Here is a 19,279-nt window from a genome sequence, read left to right as displayed (position 1 = left end):
GTCAGCCCTTCACGCTCTCGACCGGGCACATGCTGTAGGGCAGCGAATCCCAGTCGTCGTCGAGCAGTCCGCTGGTGAGCCCGCGCGCGGTCGCGCGAGCCGACAGCAGGCCGTGGCCCGCGTGCCCGGCCGACACGAACACCCTGGTGCGATCGGGAACCCGGCCGACCACCGGCCGTCCGGTGGCGCTCACCGGCCGCAGACCCGCGCGGAACTCGACCGGTTCGCAAGCGCCGAGTGCGGGCATCGCCGCGGTGGCGAACATCAGCAACCGCGAGATGCCTTCCACAGTCACGCTCTCGTCGAAACCGGCGCTCTCCTCGGTGGCACCGACCACCACGCGGTCGTCGACGCCCTGAGCCAGGTAGAAGGCCGACGACAGGATGCACGGCAGGTCCACCGCGCGATCCAGGATCAGCAACTGGCCGCGCTGCGGGGAGATCCCGGTGCCGGCGGCCAGCCCGCGTCCGCTCGACCACGCACCGGCCGTGATCACGACCTGGTCCGCCTCGACCACCGCAGTCTCGGTCACCACCGCGACGTGATCGGCCTCTTCCTCGACGAAGCGCACCAACGCGTTCTGGCGCCACTGGACACCGGCACCGATGCCCCGCCGGCGCACCGCGTCGAGGTAGCGGCGGCCGTCGACCATCAGGCCGCTGTCGTCGAGCAGGTAGCTGCGGTTCGCCGGCAGCTTCATCCCCGGTGCCGCGGCGGACACCTCGTCACCGGAGAGCCAGCGGGCCTGGGCCGAGCTCTCGATGGCGTCGCCGAACTGGTCGACGTCGCTCTGCCGCAACGCGCGCAGGATCGACTTCGAGCGGCTGAACGCGCCGAACTGCGGTTCGAGCTTCAGCACGTCCTCGTCGAGGCACTGCTTGGCGTCGCGCAACCACTGGTAGAACTCGGTGTCGGGCAGGTAGCGCAGCGACGGCACCGCCACCCCCGCGGCACGGTTGGTGGCGTGGCCGGGTTCGGATCCCGCGTCCAGCACGACGACCGACGCGCCCCGCGACGCCAGTTCGTCGGCCACGCACGCGCCGACGATCCCGCCGCCCACCACGGCGAAATCACTCCTCGATGATGCGGCCATTGCCCTTCCCCTCGATAGTGCGAGCGCTGGTGAGCACCAGCGACTGGGTGGTGACGACGCTGTCGGTGAAGACCGTCGTGAGTGGACCGTGCACAGCCGTCACGTGGCGCAGCAACCGGATCGGCTTGCCGACGAGGGTCCGCACGGACCACTCGTCCCCGGTCTTCGCGAGGCACTGCAATCGGACGGTGCCGTCGGCGTGGTAGCGCTGCAACCCCTCGACGCACCACACCAGCTCGACGAAGTCCTGCGGCAGCGGCGCCTCCGGCCCCCGCATCCCGGCGCGGGTCAGCGGGTCCTCCACATAGGACTGCCGTTCGTGGTCCCAGATACGTTGTGGTGCCTCATCGGAGGCAACGAGCACACCGGCGTCGACGAGCGTGCGATCCGCTTCCGTGAGGGTCAGCCCCGGCAGAACCCGCTTGCCCGCCAGCTGTCGCGCGTTCTCCCTGCCCCGCGCGGAGGTCAGCGAGAAGACCGCACCCGCGATGAGCACGGCGGCGACGCCGGGCCGCAGGACGATGGGCAGGTCGCGGGCGTCGGTAGCGGGTGAGAGCGCGGCGGGCAGGCGGCCGAGTTCGGCGAACGGCAACGTGGCGGTGCGGTGATCCGCCGACTCGGTGCCGAGCAGGACCGGGCCGCCGATGGTCTCGGCTCGTGCCAGCACGCGAACCTGCCGTGCACCCCGATCGACGACATCGGCCACGGTGCTCTGCAATCGGACACCGGCTTGGCGGGCCTCGTCCGCGGTGCGTTCGAGGAGGTCGACGGCTGCGGCCGCGACGGCCTGGTCTGTCGGGGTGGGGCCCAGGCGGCGCGACGCGACGACGTCAGTCCCTGCCGGTGCCGCGCCCGGCCGCGCCGACGACGCCACGTCAGTCCCTGCCAGTGCCACGCCCGGACGCGCCGACGACGCCACGTCCGTCCCAGCCAGCGTCAAGCCGATCGCCTCCACGGACACGGAGATCCGCGGCCGCGGCGCCGCCGGAGTGAGCAGTCCGGTCACGTGAACCTCGACCTCAGCCACGCCGGACCTCCCTCAGCACCACGGAACCCGCCGGCAGACACACGCCGGCGTTGGCGAACGTGACAGGCACCGGGAACTGCCCGAGCTTCCCGCACCCACCGGTCACCCGGCCGTACTCCGCGACCTCGCGCGAATACGGCCGGATCGAACGCAACACGTCCAGCCCGTTGCCCACCACGTCGAACGGGCCGAGCCTGCGCACGGTGCCGTCGGCCTTGTGCAGCAACGCGAAGGACACCGTGAAGACGAAGTCGCCGGAGGCGATGTTCATGACCTGCAACTTCAGCCCGTGCGCGGCAATCCACGGTCCCTCAGGACCGGTCAGCGATGCGTCCTCGCCGACCAGTCCGCAGGTGTGCGTCATGCGGGGAATCGCGGGATGGCGGTAACTCTGCCGCCGCGCGTGCCCGGATCCCGGCACGCCAAGGCGTTCGGCGAGCGCCAGGTCGGTCATCGGTTCACCGACCCGGCCGCGGTCGATCAGCAGCGCGTCCCGGCAGGGCGTCCCCTCGTCGTCAACGCTGCTGCGGAAGCCCGCCTCAGCCCGCTGCCCGCCGTCGACGACGGTGAGCCACTCGGGGGCGATCACCTGACCGCGCAGGGCACCCAGGTAGCTGGTGTCCGACGCGACGACGTCCGCCTCCATCGGGTGGCCGACGACCTCGTGGAAGAACGCGCCCGCGCGGCCGGGTTGCAGCACCAGGTCGGCTTGGGGCAACTCGTCGACGAACGGGATGGCCAGGCGTGCCCGCACGTCCTCGGCCGCCTGGTCGATGTCGCCGCCCGGCCCGAAGAGCACCTGCGCGTGGCTGGTGCCGTCCTCCCCGCGCAACCGGACCTCGGTGGAGGTGAGGAACCGTTCTGCGGACCTGGTCGTCCCCGGCGCACCGACGGCGATGTGCTGCTGCCACGCGCCGACGGTGATCTCCGCCCCGGTTCGCTTGGCGGCCAGGATGAACTCGTCGTCCACGATCTCGTGCTGTGGACGCTCGAAGACGGCCAAGACGCCGTCGTCGGCCACGTTCTCGACGATCCGGTGCTCGGTCACGCCGGCCCGGTCGACCTCGGTGCACGCGCCACGGCTCGCCGTCGTCTCGTCGGTCACCGTGCCGTCCGGGCTGAACGTCCTGCGCGCCCAGGTGGTGTTCTCGGCGAAGAGCCTCATGACGCGCTCCTGCCGATGACCTGCATGCGCAGCTCGCTCGTGTACCGCCGGCCCTGTTCGTCCTTGAGCCACAACCGTTCCGGCTCGGGCGCCATCCGCTCGACGCCGAGCAGGTCGACGCCGCGCGCCACGTGTCCGATCAGGTCGGCCGCCAGCGGCGAGGCCAGGTCGATCAGGTACGGCTTGCGCTCGTTCGCGCTGCGGCAGAACACGAACCGGCCGCCCGACTCGCGGGCCATGCGCCGGAGTTGGAGGAAGCGGACGTGCGGTTCGGGCGCGGCCAGAGCCTCGGTGGCGACCTGGCGGCGGGCGCGCTGGATCACGACGTCGTTCGCCGCCACCTCACCGTCGGTGGTGAACGACGGGTGCAGCACCTGCGGGTGCGACAGCGCCGCCATCGGCGGGTACTTCACGAAGTCGCTCAACGCGATGTACGTCTGCACCGGCGTGCCCTGCGGGTCACGCAGTTCGACCCCGTCCGCGGAGACGGACACCTGCATCTCCCACGACCGTTGGATCTGCTCGCCCACGACGTCGGTCCAGGTCAACGGCCGCATCGCGACCTCACGGCCGGGGAAGCGGTAGTAGCCCTTGTTGCGCCGGCCGAAGTCCAGGCCCACCAGCCGGCCGTCCTGCTCGGCGATCCACTCCGCCGCGTCCGCGCCGTACTCCGCCGGATCCGGGTGCATGGTCGCGAGCCAGCTCTCGACGAGCAGGTGGTGGTGCACGCGCGAGAGCACCAGTGCGGCATCGGAAAGCCCGTCGACGTCCGGTGCGGCCGGGCACAGGTCGATCACCGCGTACCGGTCCCCCGGCAACGCCTCGGCGTCGCTCACCAGCCGGTCGAGCTCGGTCGCCGGGTAGGTGGGCGCGTAGGTCGCCTGCTGCGTGCTCGTCGCCGCGGCCAGCGCGGCGGCGGCCTGCTCCGCGTAGTCCAGGAAGTCGATCTCGGTCGTCCCGTACTGCTGTCGCACGGCCTCGATCGCCACCTGCTGGGTGGCGTTGCCGTGGGCCACGCACGCCTCGAGGGCGTCCGAGATCACGGCCTCCCACTGGGCCAGCAGCTCCGCGCTCACGGTCAACGCGAACGGCGACGCGCACTCCTCGAAGAAGACGGCACGGTCCGCATAGGCCGCCCCCGCACCGCGGCGAGCGGGCTTGCCGGTCACCTCGGTGAACAGTTCCTCCAGCGCGGCAACGGTCTTCGCCTTGCCGTCCAGGTCCTGCCCGGCGAGGTCGGCGGTGTGGTGCCGCAACGACTCGACACGGTCGAGCCACTTCTCCCGCGCGGCCGACGCGGGCAGTTCCCCGAGCTGGCGAACGATCGTCGCCAGTGGATCGTGGTCGTACTCGCCGCCGCCCAGCTCGATGCAGACCGCCTCGCTCGCGATCAGCGCCATCAGGGCCTTGGCGACCTGACCGGCGGGGAGGTCCGACGCCGCGTGGATCTCGCGGAACGTGCGGCCGCCCGCCGTCACCAGCGCGAGGACCGCCGCCGGAGCGGCAGTCCTGCCCGTGGCGTGGAAGGTCAGGTCCGGCAGGATCTTCGGGTCGCGGGCGATCGCGGTGGCCACCGCCTTGGCAGCCCAGTGCGAGAAGAACACCTGGCGGCCGCGGTCGAGGTCCGTACGTAGCTCGGTGCGCTCACCCTTGGCGCCGTAGGCCATCGGGCCGAAGAAGCTCACGGTCTCGTTTTTCGCGCAGAACCTTTGCACGTAGGTGTACATCTGCCGCCGGACCCGGCGCCACTTCGAGGTCGTCGTGCCACGATGGGCGAGCCAGGGACGGAGCATGTTGTGGTAAGCGTCCGGATTGGACAGAAAGATCGCTTCGCTGACCTCGGGCCGCGCGAGGATCTCCCGCAGCCGCTCGGACGCAGCGTCGTCGGCCTCCTGGTACGCGGCGTTGAACCGCTCGAAGGCCTGCGCCCACTGCTTGACGACAGGCGTCTGGGGCAACTGGGCCGGGCGGCCGCGCAGCAACGCGGATGACGAGCCGTGGGCCTCGCGGACCTCGGCCTCGCGGTCGAGCACCTCGTCGGCCAGCCGCAGCAACTCCGGCTGGGCACCGAGATCCTCGAGCCAGTCGAACGGCATACCCGCGTGCCGCAGCACGAAATGCTTCCCGATCTGCCATCGCCGAGTCATGCGCTCCTCCTGAGCGCTCCGGAGCGGACCAGCTGATCCGCCAGCTTCACCCGGCCCGCCTCAGGCAGGCGGGTCAGCGCGTGGGCGTCACCGTTGGCCAGGCGCTCCAGCACGGGCGCCAGCTTCGGGTGCACGCGGAACGCCCGTCCGGTGCGCAGGTTCACCACCGACGAGTCGACGACGACGGCGGACGGGTCCCAGTCCCCCGGTTCGTCAGGACGCGACAGGCAGCAGGCGGCGAACCGGCCGGGGTAGAGGTCGGTGCGGCTCGCGAGCTCCGCGTTCAGCTCGGCCAGCGGTGTGGCCTCGGCCGCGAACCGGCCGGGGTAATCCGCACGGCTCGCCAACTCCGCGTTCAACTCGGCCAGCGGTGCTTCCGCAACGGCGAACCGGCTCCAGCGCGGCAGGTCGTGCCCGGACACGTCGAGCAGGTCGAGCGCCGTGCCGGCCCAGACCGGCGGGGCACCCGCGGGCAGGCGGAACGGGCTCAGCCCGGCCAGCCGGCCCGACTCGACCAGCCGGATGGCGGTCTCGCGCGTCTCCTCCGCACTGACCCCGGGGGCGCCGACCAGCAGCTCGATCGACGGCGTGAAACCGCTCAGATCAACGGTGTCTCCATGCACGTCAACGAAATCGTCCCCGTGCACCTGCGCCGCCGTCACGGTGAGCCCGACGCACGATGCCCACGCTTCAGCGGGAACAGCCAGGACATCGCGCGGGGCGAGCCAGCCGACCCACTCCTCGCCCGGCGTCCAGTCACCGGGCCGCTTCACCCAGCGGATCGGACGCGGTGCCCAGTCGTCGGCGAGCCGCCACCGCGGCGCCCACTCGTCGAACCGGACTCCGCGCAGCGCCTCGACCGCACCGAGCGCGGCGCGGTGCTCGGTGGCGAAACGACCGCACAGCACCACGTTCCCGGCACCGACCGCCGCAACGATCCCCACGACGGCAGGAAGTTGCTGGTCTGTCTCAAGGACGAGGTGGATCACCTGGCCGGCCGTGGCGGCCAGTGCGATCTCGGGATCGAACAGCCGGGTCCGCGCCGCGGCGGCGACGACCTGCGTGCTCGACTCCGTGCTGCCGTCGACCAGTTCCACGTCGTCGCCGGCCAGGCGCAGGCTCGGGTCGTTCGCGGCGGCGAACCGCAGCGCCAGCCCTGCCGCGCGCAACGTGCCGAAGCCGGCGCGTTCCCTGCCCAGCGCGGCCGCGGCCGCGTGCACGAACACCGCTTCGTCCGCAGGCACCCGTTCCGCGAGTTGCCGCAGCGCGTCGGGTGCGGTCAGCCGGTGCACGAAGTGCGCGTTGAGGTCGATCAGCCGGTCGTCCGCCTCGATGACCGGGGTGAGTGTCAGGTCGAAAAGCGGTGGCACCACTACGAGTCTCATCGTCGTCCTCTGGTGTAAACGCAACGCAGTTCGGATGGGAACCGCAACTCGCCGTCACGCAGCCACGCGTCGTCCGCGGCGGGCAGGACCTCGGACAGCGTCAGCTCGTCCGCGGTACCCGCCAGCCTCGTCAGCGCCTTGAGCAGGTCCGGGCTGGTCAGATCGACGTAGATCGGCTTCCGCTCGTTCGGCGACTTGGCGAACAGCCGCCTCGGCAGGCCGAGGGTGTGGGCGAACCGGGCGACGTCGAGCAGCCGCTCGACCTCGTCCTGCTTGGCGCTGACGGCGAGGACCCGTTCGGAGGCGACGGTCCACCGCCTCCGCGACAGCACCACGTTCCGCCACGTCAGGCGCGGCAGGTGCGGAAGCTCCGGCAGGCGCGGCCGGCGGATGCGCGGCAACGCGAGCGCGGTGTGCAACCCGCTGTCGAGCTCGCCGTTGTGGAACAGCAACGCTTGCCCTGGATGCAGGTCGCTGCGCAGCTCCGCGGTCGTCCCGTCGCTGTGCACCCAGAGCTGGTCGAGGCCGACGCGGTCCCTGCCCGGCGACGCGCTGCCGCCGAGTTCCAGCACGATGCCGGGGAACTCCAGCGGCGGCAGACCGGTGGTGCGCCGGGAGATGACGTTCACCGCCAGCTGGTCGCCGAGGGTGGTGCGCACCGTCTCGTCCCGCATGGCGAGGATCTCGGCGCTGTTCTCGTTGAACTGCAACGCCCACGGCGTGAGCAGTGCGGCGTCGTGGATGTCACCCATGATCAGCGGGGTCGAGCCGGCGTCGTACTGAGCGATGTCGGGGACCGCGGCCAGCATGTCGATCGAGCACAGCACAGGCGCCGACGGACCGGCCGGGGGCGTGAGACCCGCGATGTCGACGACCGGCTGCTCCGGGTCGAACACGAGGTTCTCGGCCAGCCAGGTGCTCGGCACGATCTGCACGTTCGCGCACACGGTGAGCGCCTTCACCAGCGGGAACCGTCCCGGTCCCAGGTGAGCGGCGATCGCGCGGTTGGTCAGGTTCCTCGTCAGCTCGGCCTCGTGAGCCAGCAGGTCCAGCACGGGCGCCACGGCTTCGGCCAGGTCGTCCGCGAACGGGCCGCTCACGCGGAAGTCGGCGGTGCCCACGGCCGCCTCGTGCACGATCACGCGGTCGTTGTAGAACTTGTTGCCGGCCGCCTGCGCCGGAACGGACGACAGCGACGCCTCGATCTCGCCCTGGATCTCCGCCTTGCGCGTGGGATTCGCCGCCGGGTACGCCTCCAGCAGCGCGAGCGTGCTCTCGAGCAGGTCTCGCACCGGTCCCTCGACGCGGTCGACGGTCCAGCGCAACGGATCGATCGTGGTCGACGGCGGCGCCAGGTCGTGCGTCAGCCGTCCCTTGGTCACCGCGGTGCGGAACGCTTCGAGCACCTCGGGCAGGGCGCGACCGAGCCGGTCCGCGAGCTCGCGGACGTTCGCAGCACCGTCGACCGCGCCGACCAGGTCCGCGACCAGATCGCCGGGCCGGGGCGGGCGCAGCGCGGTCTTGCGGCGTGGCACGAGCCGCGCGGCCGCGTCGTCATCACCGAGCAGCAACGCCTGGACCGCGTCGTTGACCCGCGCGGCGGTGTGCGCCTGGCGGGCCCGGATCTCCCGATGCCCCAGCCAGTCCAGTTTGGACGGTGTGCCGCTCGCGCGGTCCACGGTGGCGTAGTTGATCGGTCCGAAGAAGCTCATCGTCTCGCTCTTGGACGCGAGCCGCTGCGCGTAGGAGGCGAGCTGCCGCCGGATCCGCGAGCCCTGGGCGCCACGGCTCAGGTCCCGCTGCGCCGCCGGTGAGGAGCACACGACCGCGTCGTTGAAGCGTTCGTCGGCCCTGATCCGCTGCAGCGCCGCGTCGACGTCGGCCTTGTCCTCGAGGGCCGCCTCGCCGAGCCGGCCGAGCAAGTCCTCCATGTGCGCCGTCAGCCGGTTCCACTCCCGCCGCCACTCCTCCGGGAACGCATCGGCGTCTGTGTCCGGGATCATGCGGAAGTTGCGGAGCTTGCTCTTCTGGCCGCGGGAGAGGTTCCTGGCCGGCCGCAGCCCGCCCGCGTGCTCGGTGGCGGCCTGCTGGAGCTCCAGCAGCTCGTCGATCAGCCGGCCGGATCGGGAGTAGGCGAGCTGTTCGACCATCTGCCACGGGAACCCGGCGCTGCGCAGCACCATCACCGGCAGCAAGTGCCAGTTGTCGTCGGTCATGTCGCTCTTCTCATCGCGATCCGGAACTCGGACGTCGTCAGCCCGCCCCGGCGCCGCAGCCACAGCTCGTCGGGGGCCGGGCGCATCTCCGCCATCGAGATCTCCTGGCTGTCCCCCGCCAGCACCAGCGACACCAGCGCGTCCACCGCCAGCGGGTTGTCGAGGTCGATGCCGACCGGCTTGGGTTCACCGCCGACGTGCACGAAGCAGAACCGCGGGATCCCGCGGGTGGCGCGAAGTCGTTGCACCGCACGCACCACCACGGAGGTGTCCCTCGTCCCGGTCAGGCCGAGGTCCTCGCGGCCGAGCCACCACCTGGCCCGCTGGACGAGGACGTCCCCGACCATGACCCGCGGGCTGAAGTCGCCGAACCTGATGGTCGGCAGCGACACCCCGGGCGGTGCGAACGCGCGCAGGTGCACGTGATCGTCCTCGCCCGCGTACAGCACCAGTTCGCCGTCGGCCGTGCGGAGCTTCGCCTGCCCGTCGTGCAGCACGACCTCGATGTCGGTCAGCGGCACGGTGCGGGACCGGTCGTCGGTCGCGTACGCGGTGATCTCGATGAAGCGGCCGGGGAACCAGTCGGCGACCAGTCCCTTGTGGCGCCGGCGGCGGATCACCGTGGCGAGCTTCTCCGCGCCGCCCCACGGGCTCAGGTCGGCGGCGAGATCGGCCAGCATCTCGTCCTGGTCCCCGCTGAACAGACCCTGCGATCCCCACGCGAACACGTACGGGTGCAGCTCCCCGAGGACCAGGACCTCCCGGCCGCGGGCCGCGTGTTCGAGCATCAGGTCGGGGCTGACGAACCCGGTGGCTGCCGGGGGACCCGCGAGCGCGCGGAGGTCCTCCGGTGCCAGCACCGCTTCGAGTCCGTCCACACCGGACTCGACGAGCTTCGCGTACTCCGCGGTGAACCGGTCGAGCGACTCGGTCGCCGGTTCCTGCTGGAGGCGCTGGATCAACTCGCCGTAGGGCATCGTCTCGGTGCCCGCGGCTCGCAGCACCGCGGCACACGTCTCGTTGGCAGCGACCCGTTTGAGCTCACCGAACCGCGCGGCCAGGTCGAGCACGGGAGAGAGCTGTTCCTCCCACCGGGCCGCGACGTCACCTCCTACCAGCACGGGACCCTGGTCTCCCCTGGCGTCCAGCGACACCACGAGCCGGTCGGCGTACATGCGCCCGCTGGCCCGGCGGGCGTCGACCGCGGTGAGCTCCGTGAACCCCTTCTCCACCTGCTCCAGTGCGACCGCCCGCGCCGCGTGTCCCTGCGCGGCCGCGTACTTCCCGGCCAGTTCACGCAACCCCGCGAGCTTCGCGGGCCACTCGCCGTCCGGCACGTTCCGCCCGGCCCAGTCGATCAGCCAGTCCAGCGGCCGTGCGGTCGTCGAGGGCGGCTCCGGCCACAACCGGACGGTGCCCGCCTGGCGCAGCTTGTCCAGCACCTCCAGCACCGACTCGACCGGCTTGCCGAGCGCCGCAGCCAGATCGCCCGCGGACCGGACGCCGTCGATGAGGTCGACGAGGTCCCAGCGCCAGCCGGTGAGCCGCACCTTGCGCCCGTCGGCGAGGCCGACCACGCCGTTGTCCCGCCCGCAGGCGGGCATCCACGCGACGGCCAGCCGTTCCCGGACCTCCGGCGCCGATCCGATGATCATGGCGAGCTCGCACACCGCCCAGAAGGCGACCATGGCCTCGGTGGCCACGACGCCGGACGGGTGCTCCTCGCCCAGCACGATGCCTTCGCTGACATCGTTGACGCGGCCGTGCACCAGCGGGCCGAAGAAGCTGGTTGTCTCGTTCTTCGCCCCGAGCCGTTGCCCGTAGAGGTACGCGCGCCGGTAGAACGCCCGGTCCTTGGCGCGATCACCGCCGGCCGGGCCGGCGAGCCAGCGCACGACCTCGTCGTAGAACGACGGGGACAGCTGCAGCAGAGCGTCCTGGACCTGCTCACGCGACAGCAGTGCGCGGACGCGTTCCGAGCGGCGCCGTTGTTCCGCCGTCAGTGCGCTCGCGAGCAGCTCGTCGACCTCGTCCAGATCGCGCAGCGCGGCCGAATACGTGTCGATCTCGTGCGTGAGCACGTCGCCGGAGAACTCCCCGGCCGGCAACCTGCGCCCGACCCGGCTGCGCAACTTGGACAGTCCACGCAGGACAGCCTTGTCGGTCGTGCGCCCGACCTCGTCGGCGATGCGGGTCCGCAGCGCCGCGCGAGCGCGTTCGAACACGTCGGTCGCGTCGCGGTACTCGGCCAGCACCCGCGTGGCGGGCCCATCGGCGAGGCCGGTGAGCAGCCCCACCTCGAAACCCGCGCGGCGCAACAGAAGTCTGGGGTACAGGCGCCAGCAGGAGGAGTCACCCATCGAGATCAGTCCTGGAAGTTGATCGGATCGAACGGCCGGTTCAGCTTCGTCTTGGGCGACGGCAACAACTCCAGCACCGCGGCGTTGTTCCCGATCGCGTCGGCGAGCGCCGCGGCCTTCGCCGGGTAGCTGGTGCTGCGCCGTGCCGTGCCGGCCGCGTCGTTGGCCTCGCCGGTGATGACCGTCAGGCCGGCCTGGGCCAGCGCGACGTGGTACGGATCGCCGATGCGCCTGGCCGCGATCTCGGCCAGGCGGAACTGCTCCGCCGCGGCCTCGGACTCGCCCGACCGCGCGAGCAGCCCGCCCACTTCCAGCCGGACCTCGCACTCGTGGAAGTCGTCGTTGAGCGTGACGGCGTTCTCGAGCGTGGTGGCGAGGTCCGCGAGTGCCTCGGTCCGCTCGTCGATCAGCAGCCGGATCCCGCCGCTGCGGTACGCGTGGTGCTTGAGGAACGCCGCGTTGCCCGCGCCGGAGGCCTGCCGGAACTTGTCCCAGGTGGCGTGCGCCTGGGTCAGCTTGCCCGCCTTCTCCTGCAGCACGCTGATGTTCGAGTACAGGTTGATCCGCAGGTGCGCGGAGCTGGCGTCGCCCAGGCCCTCCAGGCACGCCAACGCCTGCTTCTCGTGCTGGAAGGCGTCGGTGAACTTCTTCTGCGCGAAGAGCGTGAGCGCGCGCAGGTTGTGCAGCCAGCCGCGTTCCCGGCGCACGCTGTCGGGCTCGCCGTCGGTGGCGGGCACCGCGGTGAAACCCTCCTCGACCTCGGCGATCGCGTCCGGCAGCTGGCCCTTGCGCTTGGACAACGTCAGCGCGGTGTACAGGTGCGACTGCGCGAGCAGCTCGGGCGAGAGCCCGTCCACCGCGGTGCGCATCGAGCGGAAGTACCCGATGGCCGTGTCCTGGTCGCCGCGGAAGCCGGCCTGGATGCCCAGCACCTTCAGCAGGAACGCACGCAGGTCCGCCGTGGTGCGCAGGATGACGGTCTCGAACTCGATCGCGTCCGCGAAGCCGTCCTGCCGCTCTGCCTTCGTGAGCACCTCGGCCACCGCGGTCTCGGGCAGTCCGCGCAGGAGACCCAGCGCGTCCTTGGCGACGATCGCCATGCCCTCCCAGTTCGCGGAGAAGAACGCCCGCCGGCAGTAGGCCAGCGCGGCGGCGATCCGGTCGGTGCGAGCGCTGTCCGCGTCGACGGCCTGGGCGTAGAGGCGGCCTTCCTCCGAGAACGGCGCGAAGCCGCTGTCCGGCAGGTCCGCCAGGTCGAAGGAGAGGTCGCCGACGGTGACCGGCAGGCCCATCCGGTTCAGGCAGCGCACGCGCTCGGCCCGGTAGTCGGCGTGCGGGCCGGCCGGGACGCGGACACGGGTCGGATCGACCAGCTCCAGCCGGGCACCCGGCGTGATCGCCGAGCGTTCCACCGCGAGCATGAGCCCGCGCAGCGAGGAGAGGTCGGCCCCGCCGGCACCGCGCAGGGCGATGGTCTTGTCCAGCTCGGCCGATGCCGCGCACAGCGCCGCGGCCGCGACCGACAGCACCCGGTAGACCTGCTCGCTCTCCCGGTGCAGGCGCCGTTCCGACGCGGCGAGGGCGATGTCGGACAGCCTGGCCGCCCCGGTGACCTCGCCGGGGAACAGCTCGGCCCACTCCGAGCTGTACCTGCTCGGCAGGTCCCCGAAGGTGGCGCCCTCCGCTCTTAATGTGAGCAGGGCGTGCCGGATGCCCGCATACGACTCGGCCGGTCCGCGGTCGAGGTCGACCACGACCGCGTCCGCCCGTACGACGTGGTCCTCAACGGACCTGATCGACGTGCTCATCCCGGTCACCAACGCCCTGCGAGAGCGAGCGGCGCGATCTTGTTCTCGACCTCGTCGAGGTCGAAGTCGACGTCTCCCAGGTCATCGAGCTCGTCCAGCTCGTTCTCGACGGCCTCGGGTGCCTGTACGGACTGCTCAGACACAGCACTCTCCCATCAATGATTTGCAAAGAATCAGGTGAAGTCGGTGCTGTCGCGCCCACGCCAATTGGAGCCACAGTTGCACACCGAGTAACTAAAGTACCTGAAACGAACTATAGGACAGGGTTGCACCCTTGGCAACGAAGTACAGAGAGCGTTTCCACATGAGTGCAAGCCCGGCGCGATAAACGCAGCTTAGAACACTTCGAGTCCAACTGAGACAGTGCCGCCAGCGTCTCATTTCGCCGTTACACAACTATACCGGAACCATTTTTGGCACACGCGTACGAAACCTTCGCCGCCCACTTTGTCCGTTCCGCATTCAGATACGTGACACAGAGCTCATCATTGCCGTAAAAACGGAATGCGCATTCCGCAATACCAGGTGGTCGCCGCAGATCAGGATCCCTCACCCGCGCACGCCGGGTCGCGTCCGTGAAGTCCACGTCAAAGGCGAACCAAACAAGACATTCACATTCTGGCAAGCCACCCCCCTCCCCCGTCATCAAAAGTAATCCGGAATGAAATCGGGCGTCAAGAAGGTGTTCCACCGGCACCACACGGTAATCATCCGATCGCGGACCGTGTTCGCAAAGAAGTTAAATGTATCAACCATCAAACCCAATGATTTCTCGGTCGCACGGATAATTGCGTCCTCACCGAAACAGGCGGAAAAAGGACCGGGAAATCTCGCCCATCGAACAAACGCGACACCGGTTCGCCCCGGAAATGCCAAAAACCCCGCGCAGACAGCTGCTGCCGGGGTGTTGGAGAAAGGGGAACTGTTATCCGTCGGTGCTGACGGACTCGGACACGTCGAGCAAACCCGCCAGGGTGCGCATCACGATCTTGCGCACCTGCTGCACGTGGTAGTAGTCGTGCTCCAGGACGCGCGGGATGATCAAGCCCTCGAGAATCCCGTTCAGCACCGTGACGACGTCCTCGGGATCGTCGGCCGTGCGGAACGAGCCGTGCTCGACGCCGGCGCGGATCGCGTCGATGAAGGGCTGCCGGTACCGCTGGCACAGGTAGGCACCGACGGCCCGCAGCTGCGGGTCGCGCGCCGACGCGTGCCAGAACTCCAGGAGCATCTTGCCGGTGATCTGCGCGGCCGGATCGAGGCCGCGGTCCACCAGCGCCACCAGCCGCTCCCACGGGGACGACTCCGGACGGTAGCTGGACTCGAGCGCCAGCACCTCTTCCTCGATCGACCTGTGCAGCGCTTCGACCAGCATGTCCTCGCGCGAGCCGAAGTAGAACTGCAGCGTGCTGACCGCCACGCCGGACACCGTCGCCACGTCCGCGAACCGGGTGCGGTCGTACCCGCGCTCCGCGATCACGGCGATGACCTGCCGGAGCACCTTCTCTCGACGCTCCCCACCCGCTCGCCTTCGCGAGAGGGCGAAACCGGAGGCCTCGACTTTGGTGTCCATGAAACGGAGATCTTGGCGAACATGACCCGTGCGTGTCAATACGTGGAACCGGTTGGCGAAGCCGTTTCACCGTACTGTACGGTCATACGGTACCACAATACGGTCAGCCGTGCAGACGGCTAGTGAGGTGTGGATCATGGAGAACGCCCCGCCGGTGGCCCCGGCGGCTCCCGCCGCCACCGACCACGGCACGCGTGGTGGCAACAGATGGCTGGTCCTAGCGCTGATGTGCAGCGGTCTGCTGCTGGCCGCGATGGACAACACGATCCTCAACGTCGCGTTGCCCGCGATCGCCGAGGCGCTCCAGCCCGGCAAGACGGCGCTGTTGTGGATCGTGGACACGTACTCCCTGGTCGTCGCGGGTCTGCTGGTGACGGCCGGCACCGCGGCGGACCGGTTCGGCCGCAGGCGTTTCTTCCTGCTGGGCCTGCTCCTGTTCGGCGTCGCCTCTGTCGTCGCGGCCCTGTCTGGATCGGTCGAGGTCCTGATCGCGTCCCGGGTCCTGCGGGCGGTCGGCGGCGCGATGATCATGCCCGCGACGTTGTCGATCATCCGGACGGTCTTCACCGACGCACGCGAGCGCGGTGTCGCCATCGGCATCTGGTCGGCCACGGCCGCGGCGGGCTCGGTGGTGGGCCCTGTCGTCGCGGGCGCGGCGCTGCAGAGCTTCCCGTGGGGCTCGGTGTTCCTGGTCGGGTTGCCGGTGGTCGTCGCCGCGATGGTGTTGACGATCATCTACGTGCCCGAGTCGCGTGACCCGAACCCCGGCCCGTTCGATCCGCTCAGCGTGCTGCTGTCGATGGGCGGCATGGTCGGCATCGTCTACGGCATCAAGGAGATCGCCGCACACGGCTTCGGCGCCGTCCCCGCGGTGGTCGCCCTGCTCGTGGGCCTGATGCTGGCCATCGTGTTCGTCCGCCGGCAGGGCAAGCTCGAGCACCCGCTGCTCGACCTGTCGCTGTTCCGCGAGCGGCGGTTCAGCGCGGCGACGCTCACCGTGCTGCTGTCGTTCTTCGGCTTCTTCGGCATGATCTTCTTCCTCACGCAGTACTTCCAGCTCCTCCGCGGCGCGAGTGCGCTGGAGACCGGCCTGTGGTTGCTGCCGATGGCACTGGCCAGCATCGTCGCGGCGCCGTTGACCGAGAAGATGATCCGCTCCTGGGGTTCGCGGGTGACGCTGACCTTCTCCTTCGGCCTGCAGGCACTCACGCTGGCGGTGTTCGCCCTGCTGGGCAACGGTTTCGACGACGTGGTGATCGTCGTCGGGTTCGCCGGCGTCGGCTTCGGCGCGAGCATCGCGGTGACCGCCGGGTCGCAGGCGATCATGACCAGCGTGTCGCCGTGGCGCGCCGGTTCCGCCGCCGCGATCCAGGAGACCTCGTTCGAACTCGGCGGCGGCCTCGGAATCGCCCTGCTCGGCAGCGTGATGACCGCGGTGTACGGAGCGAGTTTCGCCGCGGTGCAGGGAGTGCCCGACGCGACGGTGTCGGCGGCCGCGGAGTCCCTGCCCGCGGCGACGGCCGAGTCGCTCCGGCTCGGCGAGTCCGGCGCGGCACTGATGGACGCGGCGCGGTCGGCCTTCTTCGAGGGGTTGACCGTGGTCTCGCTGGCCAGCGCGGGCGTCATGCTGATCACCGCGGTGACGGCGTTCCTGTGGTTGCCGAACCGGGCCGACGAGCGTGCCCAGTTCGCGGCGGCTGGTGGAGCAGGCGGCCACTGACCTTGAGCGAACGCGTCTGCCCTGATCTTCGTGGTCAGGGCAGACGCGTTTCTGCCTTCCGGCAACGCTCTGCGTGCGAAGACCTCGCTCGAGCCGAGACTGCTCATCGCAACCCCGTGGTGGACCGCACCGGTATGTTCTGCGGTGAGGACCAGCCCGCGGACGTGTGGTTCTTCGCCGGGACGTTCGGCCGTGACGCGGACCGGTCGTGCCAGGTGCTCGCCGGGCGCCCCCTCGCCGGCCCCGCGGTCAACCTGGCCGGCACCGAAGCGAGCCGGTCGCGATCACCGTCCAGGCCGCGCGGGGCAACGCGATGGGTCTGCGCGCAGGGAACCTGCCGGCTTACGGGTGCGGTCTGTGGACCTGGTTGCCGCCGCTGAAGGCGGGAGAACACGAGCTGCGGGTCGCGGGTGAGTCGGGCAGTTTCTCGACGTCGGCGCGCTACCGGCTCACCGTGGGCGCCTCGGACTGAAATGCATTCCGCGCCACGGGTGATAGACAGGGCGTGATGCCCACGCGATACACCCTGCTCGGTGACGTCCGGATCCTCGCGGACGACCGCGTCGTCGCCGTCACGCAGCCGCGCGTGCGCGACCTGCTGGTCGCCCTGCTGGCGGACGTGAACACCGCGCTGTCCGTCGACACGCTCGTGCACCGGGTGTGGGGCGACGACCTGCCGCGCAACCCGCGCGCCTCGCTGCAGACGCAGATGCACCGGCTGCGCGCGTTGATGGGTGGCGACGAGCTCGTGCGGCTGCCCGGTGGTTACGCGATCCAGGCCGATCCCGAGTCCGTTGACCTGCACCGGTTCCGGCGGCTGGTGGCGGAGGGGCGCGAGCGCGGGTCGGCGGTGCCGCTGACCGAGGCGCTCGGGTTGTGGACGGGCGAGGTGCTGGGCAGCGCGGAGACGCCGTGGGCGATCGGGCTGCGGGCGGCGCTGGACGAGGAACGCCGTGCCGCACAACGGAGTCTGGCGGTCCCCCGGCAACTGCCCGCCGCGCCGTTGTCGTTCGTCGGACGGAACGACGAGCTGCGGCGGCTGGATCCGATCGCGTCAGGTGCCACGATCGCCGCGATCGCGGGTACCGGTGGCGTGGGCAAGACGTGGCTGGCGTTGCGCTGGGCGCACGACAACGCCGCCGGTTTTCCCTGCGGCCAGCTCTACGCGAACCTCCGCGGCTTCGACCCGGCAGGCGCTCCGGTGGCACCCGCGGCGGTGCTGCGCTCGTTCCTGCACGCACTCGGCGTGCCGCCGCAGGACATCCCGCGCGACGAGGAGGCCCGTTCCGCCTTGTACCGGGACCTCGTCGCGGACCGGAAGTTGTTGGTAGTACTGGACAACGCACGTGACGCCGCCCAGGTCGCTCCCCTGCTGCCCGGCGGCGCCGGCAGCGTGCTGATCACCAGTCGCCACGACCTGGCGGGCCTGACGGCGGATCGCGTGTTCGTCGACTACCTCGACGACGACGGGTCGCGCCGGCTGCTGGCCCATCACGTCGGCGCGCACCGGCTGGAGGCCGAGCCCGCCGACACCGCGGCGCTGTTGCGCTACTGCGCGGGCCTCCCGCTGGCGTTGAGCATCGTCGCCACCCGCGCGGCCCAGTACCCCGCCTTCCCGCTGGCGGCGTTGTCGGCGGAGCTCACCGACGGGCTGGACGCGCTCGACGATCCGAGCGCCAACCTCAGCGCGGTGCTCGCCGGCTCCTACCACGCGCTGACGCCCGCTGCAGCCAGGTCGTTCCGGTTGCTGGGCCTCGTGATCGGCCCGGACCTGAGCCTCGCGGCCGCCACCGCGCTGACCGGTGACGCCGACCCGCTCGCCGAGTTGGAGCGCGTGCACCTGGTCGAAGAGCACCGGCCGGGTCGCTATCGCATGCACGACCTCGTGGCGCGCTACGCCCGCGAGATCGCCGAACCGGACGACGCCGCCACCGCCCGGCTGCTCGACCACTACCTGAGCACCGATCAGCTGGAGGCCGAGTTCGACAACATCGTCGCGGCCGGCGACTTCGCCGCGGCGCACGGCTGGCACGACCACGCGTGGCGCCTCGCGAACGTGCTTTGGTACTACCGCTACACCCGCGGCCACAGCTCCGACTGGGTACCGAGCCTGGAACGCGCGCTGGCCGCCGCCCGGCGCACCGGCGACGTGCTGGCCGAGGCGGCGACCGTGAAGAACCTCGGCGTGGCGCTGTTCTGGAACAGCCGGTTCGACGAGGCAATCCGCTGCTTCGAGCAGGCGCTGGAGGTGTACGCCGCGGTGGACGACCAGCCGTTGATGGCCGCGACGCTGAACAACCTCGGCGCAGCGTGCGCCCGGCTGGGCCAGGACGCCGAGTCGCTTGCCTACTACGAGCGGGCAGTGGCGTGCGCGGACCTCCAGCCGGAATTCGTCGCCTGGGCGCTTGGCAACATGTCGGTGGTGCTCGCGGGCCAGGGACGTGTTGCCGAGGCGGAGGCGCACTGCCTGCGCGCGTTGGAGCTGATCCGCGAGGCCCGCTCGGACGACATCGAGGGGCACGTCTTCGGCAACCTCGCGATCGTGCTGCGAGCCTCGGGACGGCTCGACGAGGCGCTGGACAACCACCGGCATGCCCTCGACCTGCTGCGGGCCGCCGGCGATCGCGCGGGTGAGTGCGAGACGCTCAACGAGATCGGCGAAACCCTTGCCGTCATGGGTGATCCGGCCGCCGTGGAGGCGTTCCGGCAGGCGTTGGCGCTCGCCGAGGTGATGGCGAATCCGCACGAGATCGCCCGTGCCCGTCGACAGCTAGAATGCTAGCAT

General features: G+C 70.6%; 12 protein-coding genes and 1 pseudogene. 3 read left to right on the top strand and 10 right to left on the bottom strand.

Going from position 1 to position 19,279, the window contains the following annotated elements; all coding sequences use genetic code 11:
• Position 1: 1 nt before the first annotated feature.
• The 10 genes and pseudogenes from ACIA8G_RS12535 to ACIA8G_RS12490 all read right to left on the bottom strand — a co-directional run bounded on the left by ACIA8G_RS12535 (position 2) and on the right by ACIA8G_RS12490 (position 14,774).
• Positions 2–1,093: an NAD(P)/FAD-dependent oxidoreductase gene (locus tag ACIA8G_RS12535; protein WP_396418491.1), complete on the bottom strand. Its 1,092-nt coding sequence runs from the start codon at positions 1,091–1,093 to the stop codon at positions 2–4.
• The gene (locus tag ACIA8G_RS12530; RefSeq protein ID WP_396418490.1) at positions 1,071–2,120 is read right to left on the bottom strand and encodes a hypothetical protein; all 1,050 of its coding nucleotides are present in this window, start codon (positions 2,118–2,120) and stop codon (positions 1,071–1,073) included. The genes ACIA8G_RS12535 and ACIA8G_RS12530 overlap by 23 nt, the downstream gene beginning before the upstream one ends.
• Positions 2,113–3,285: a metallopeptidase TldD-related protein gene (locus tag ACIA8G_RS12525; protein ID WP_396418489.1), complete on the bottom strand. Its 1,173-nt coding sequence runs from the start codon at positions 3,283–3,285 to the stop codon at positions 2,113–2,115. Before ACIA8G_RS12525 ends, ACIA8G_RS12530 begins: the two co-directional genes overlap by 8 nt.
• Complete coding sequence (locus ACIA8G_RS12520; protein ID WP_396418488.1) at positions 3,282–5,432, bottom strand: lantibiotic dehydratase; 2,151 nt, start codon at positions 5,430–5,432, stop codon at positions 3,282–3,284. Before ACIA8G_RS12520 ends, ACIA8G_RS12525 begins: the two co-directional genes overlap by 4 nt.
• Entirely contained in the window at positions 5,429–6,817 is a 1,389-nt protein-coding gene (locus ACIA8G_RS12515) for a hypothetical protein (RefSeq protein ID WP_396418487.1), read from the bottom strand. Before ACIA8G_RS12515 ends, ACIA8G_RS12520 begins: the two co-directional genes overlap by 4 nt.
• A complete protein-coding gene (locus tag ACIA8G_RS12510; protein WP_396418486.1) occupies positions 6,814–9,033 on the bottom strand; it encodes a hypothetical protein in 2,220 nt (739 codons plus the stop codon). The genes ACIA8G_RS12515 and ACIA8G_RS12510 overlap by 4 nt, the downstream gene beginning before the upstream one ends.
• Entirely contained in the window at positions 9,030–11,393 is a 2,364-nt protein-coding gene (locus ACIA8G_RS12505) for a lantibiotic dehydratase (protein ID WP_396418485.1), read from the bottom strand. Before ACIA8G_RS12505 ends, ACIA8G_RS12510 begins: the two co-directional genes overlap by 4 nt.
• 5 nt (positions 11,394–11,398) lie before the next feature.
• Positions 11,399–13,201, bottom strand: a complete 1,803-nt coding sequence (locus tag ACIA8G_RS12500; RefSeq protein ID WP_396418484.1) for a hypothetical protein — start codon at positions 13,199–13,201, stop codon at positions 11,399–11,401.
• Positions 13,202–13,206: 5 nt separating this feature from the next.
• Positions 13,207–13,293 (bottom strand): annotated as a pseudogene (locus tag ACIA8G_RS12495) (ammosamide/lymphostin RiPP family protein); the annotation flags it as partial.
• Positions 13,294–14,126: 833 nt separating this feature from the next.
• On the bottom strand, positions 14,127–14,774 hold the full coding sequence (locus ACIA8G_RS12490) for a TetR/AcrR family transcriptional regulator (RefSeq protein ID WP_396418483.1): 648 nt from the start codon (positions 14,772–14,774) through the stop codon (positions 14,127–14,129).
• A 136-nt stretch (positions 14,775–14,910) separates the two neighbouring features.
• Between ACIA8G_RS12490 and ACIA8G_RS12485 the strand changes: the two genes are divergently transcribed.
• The 3 genes from ACIA8G_RS12485 (at position 14,911) to ACIA8G_RS12475 (ending at position 19,276) form a co-directional block, all read left to right on the top strand.
• Positions 14,911–16,494, top strand: coding sequence for an MFS transporter (locus tag ACIA8G_RS12485; protein WP_396418482.1), 1,584 nt, complete (start codon positions 14,911–14,913; stop codon positions 16,492–16,494).
• A 313-nt stretch (positions 16,495–16,807) separates the two neighbouring features.
• Positions 16,808–16,966, top strand: coding sequence for a hypothetical protein (locus ACIA8G_RS12480; RefSeq protein ID WP_396418481.1), 159 nt, complete (start codon positions 16,808–16,810; stop codon positions 16,964–16,966).
• Between the two features lie 36 nt (positions 16,967–17,002).
• A complete protein-coding gene (locus tag ACIA8G_RS12475; protein WP_396418480.1) occupies positions 17,003–19,276 on the top strand; it encodes a tetratricopeptide repeat protein in 2,274 nt (757 codons plus the stop codon).
• Positions 19,277–19,279 lie beyond the last annotated feature (3 nt).

Source organism: Lentzea sp. NPDC051213, from assembly GCF_044455585.1.
Classification (GTDB): domain Bacteria; phylum Actinomycetota; class Actinomycetes; order Mycobacteriales; family Pseudonocardiaceae; genus Lentzea.
This window is presented reverse-complemented; position numbering and strand designations above follow the sequence as displayed.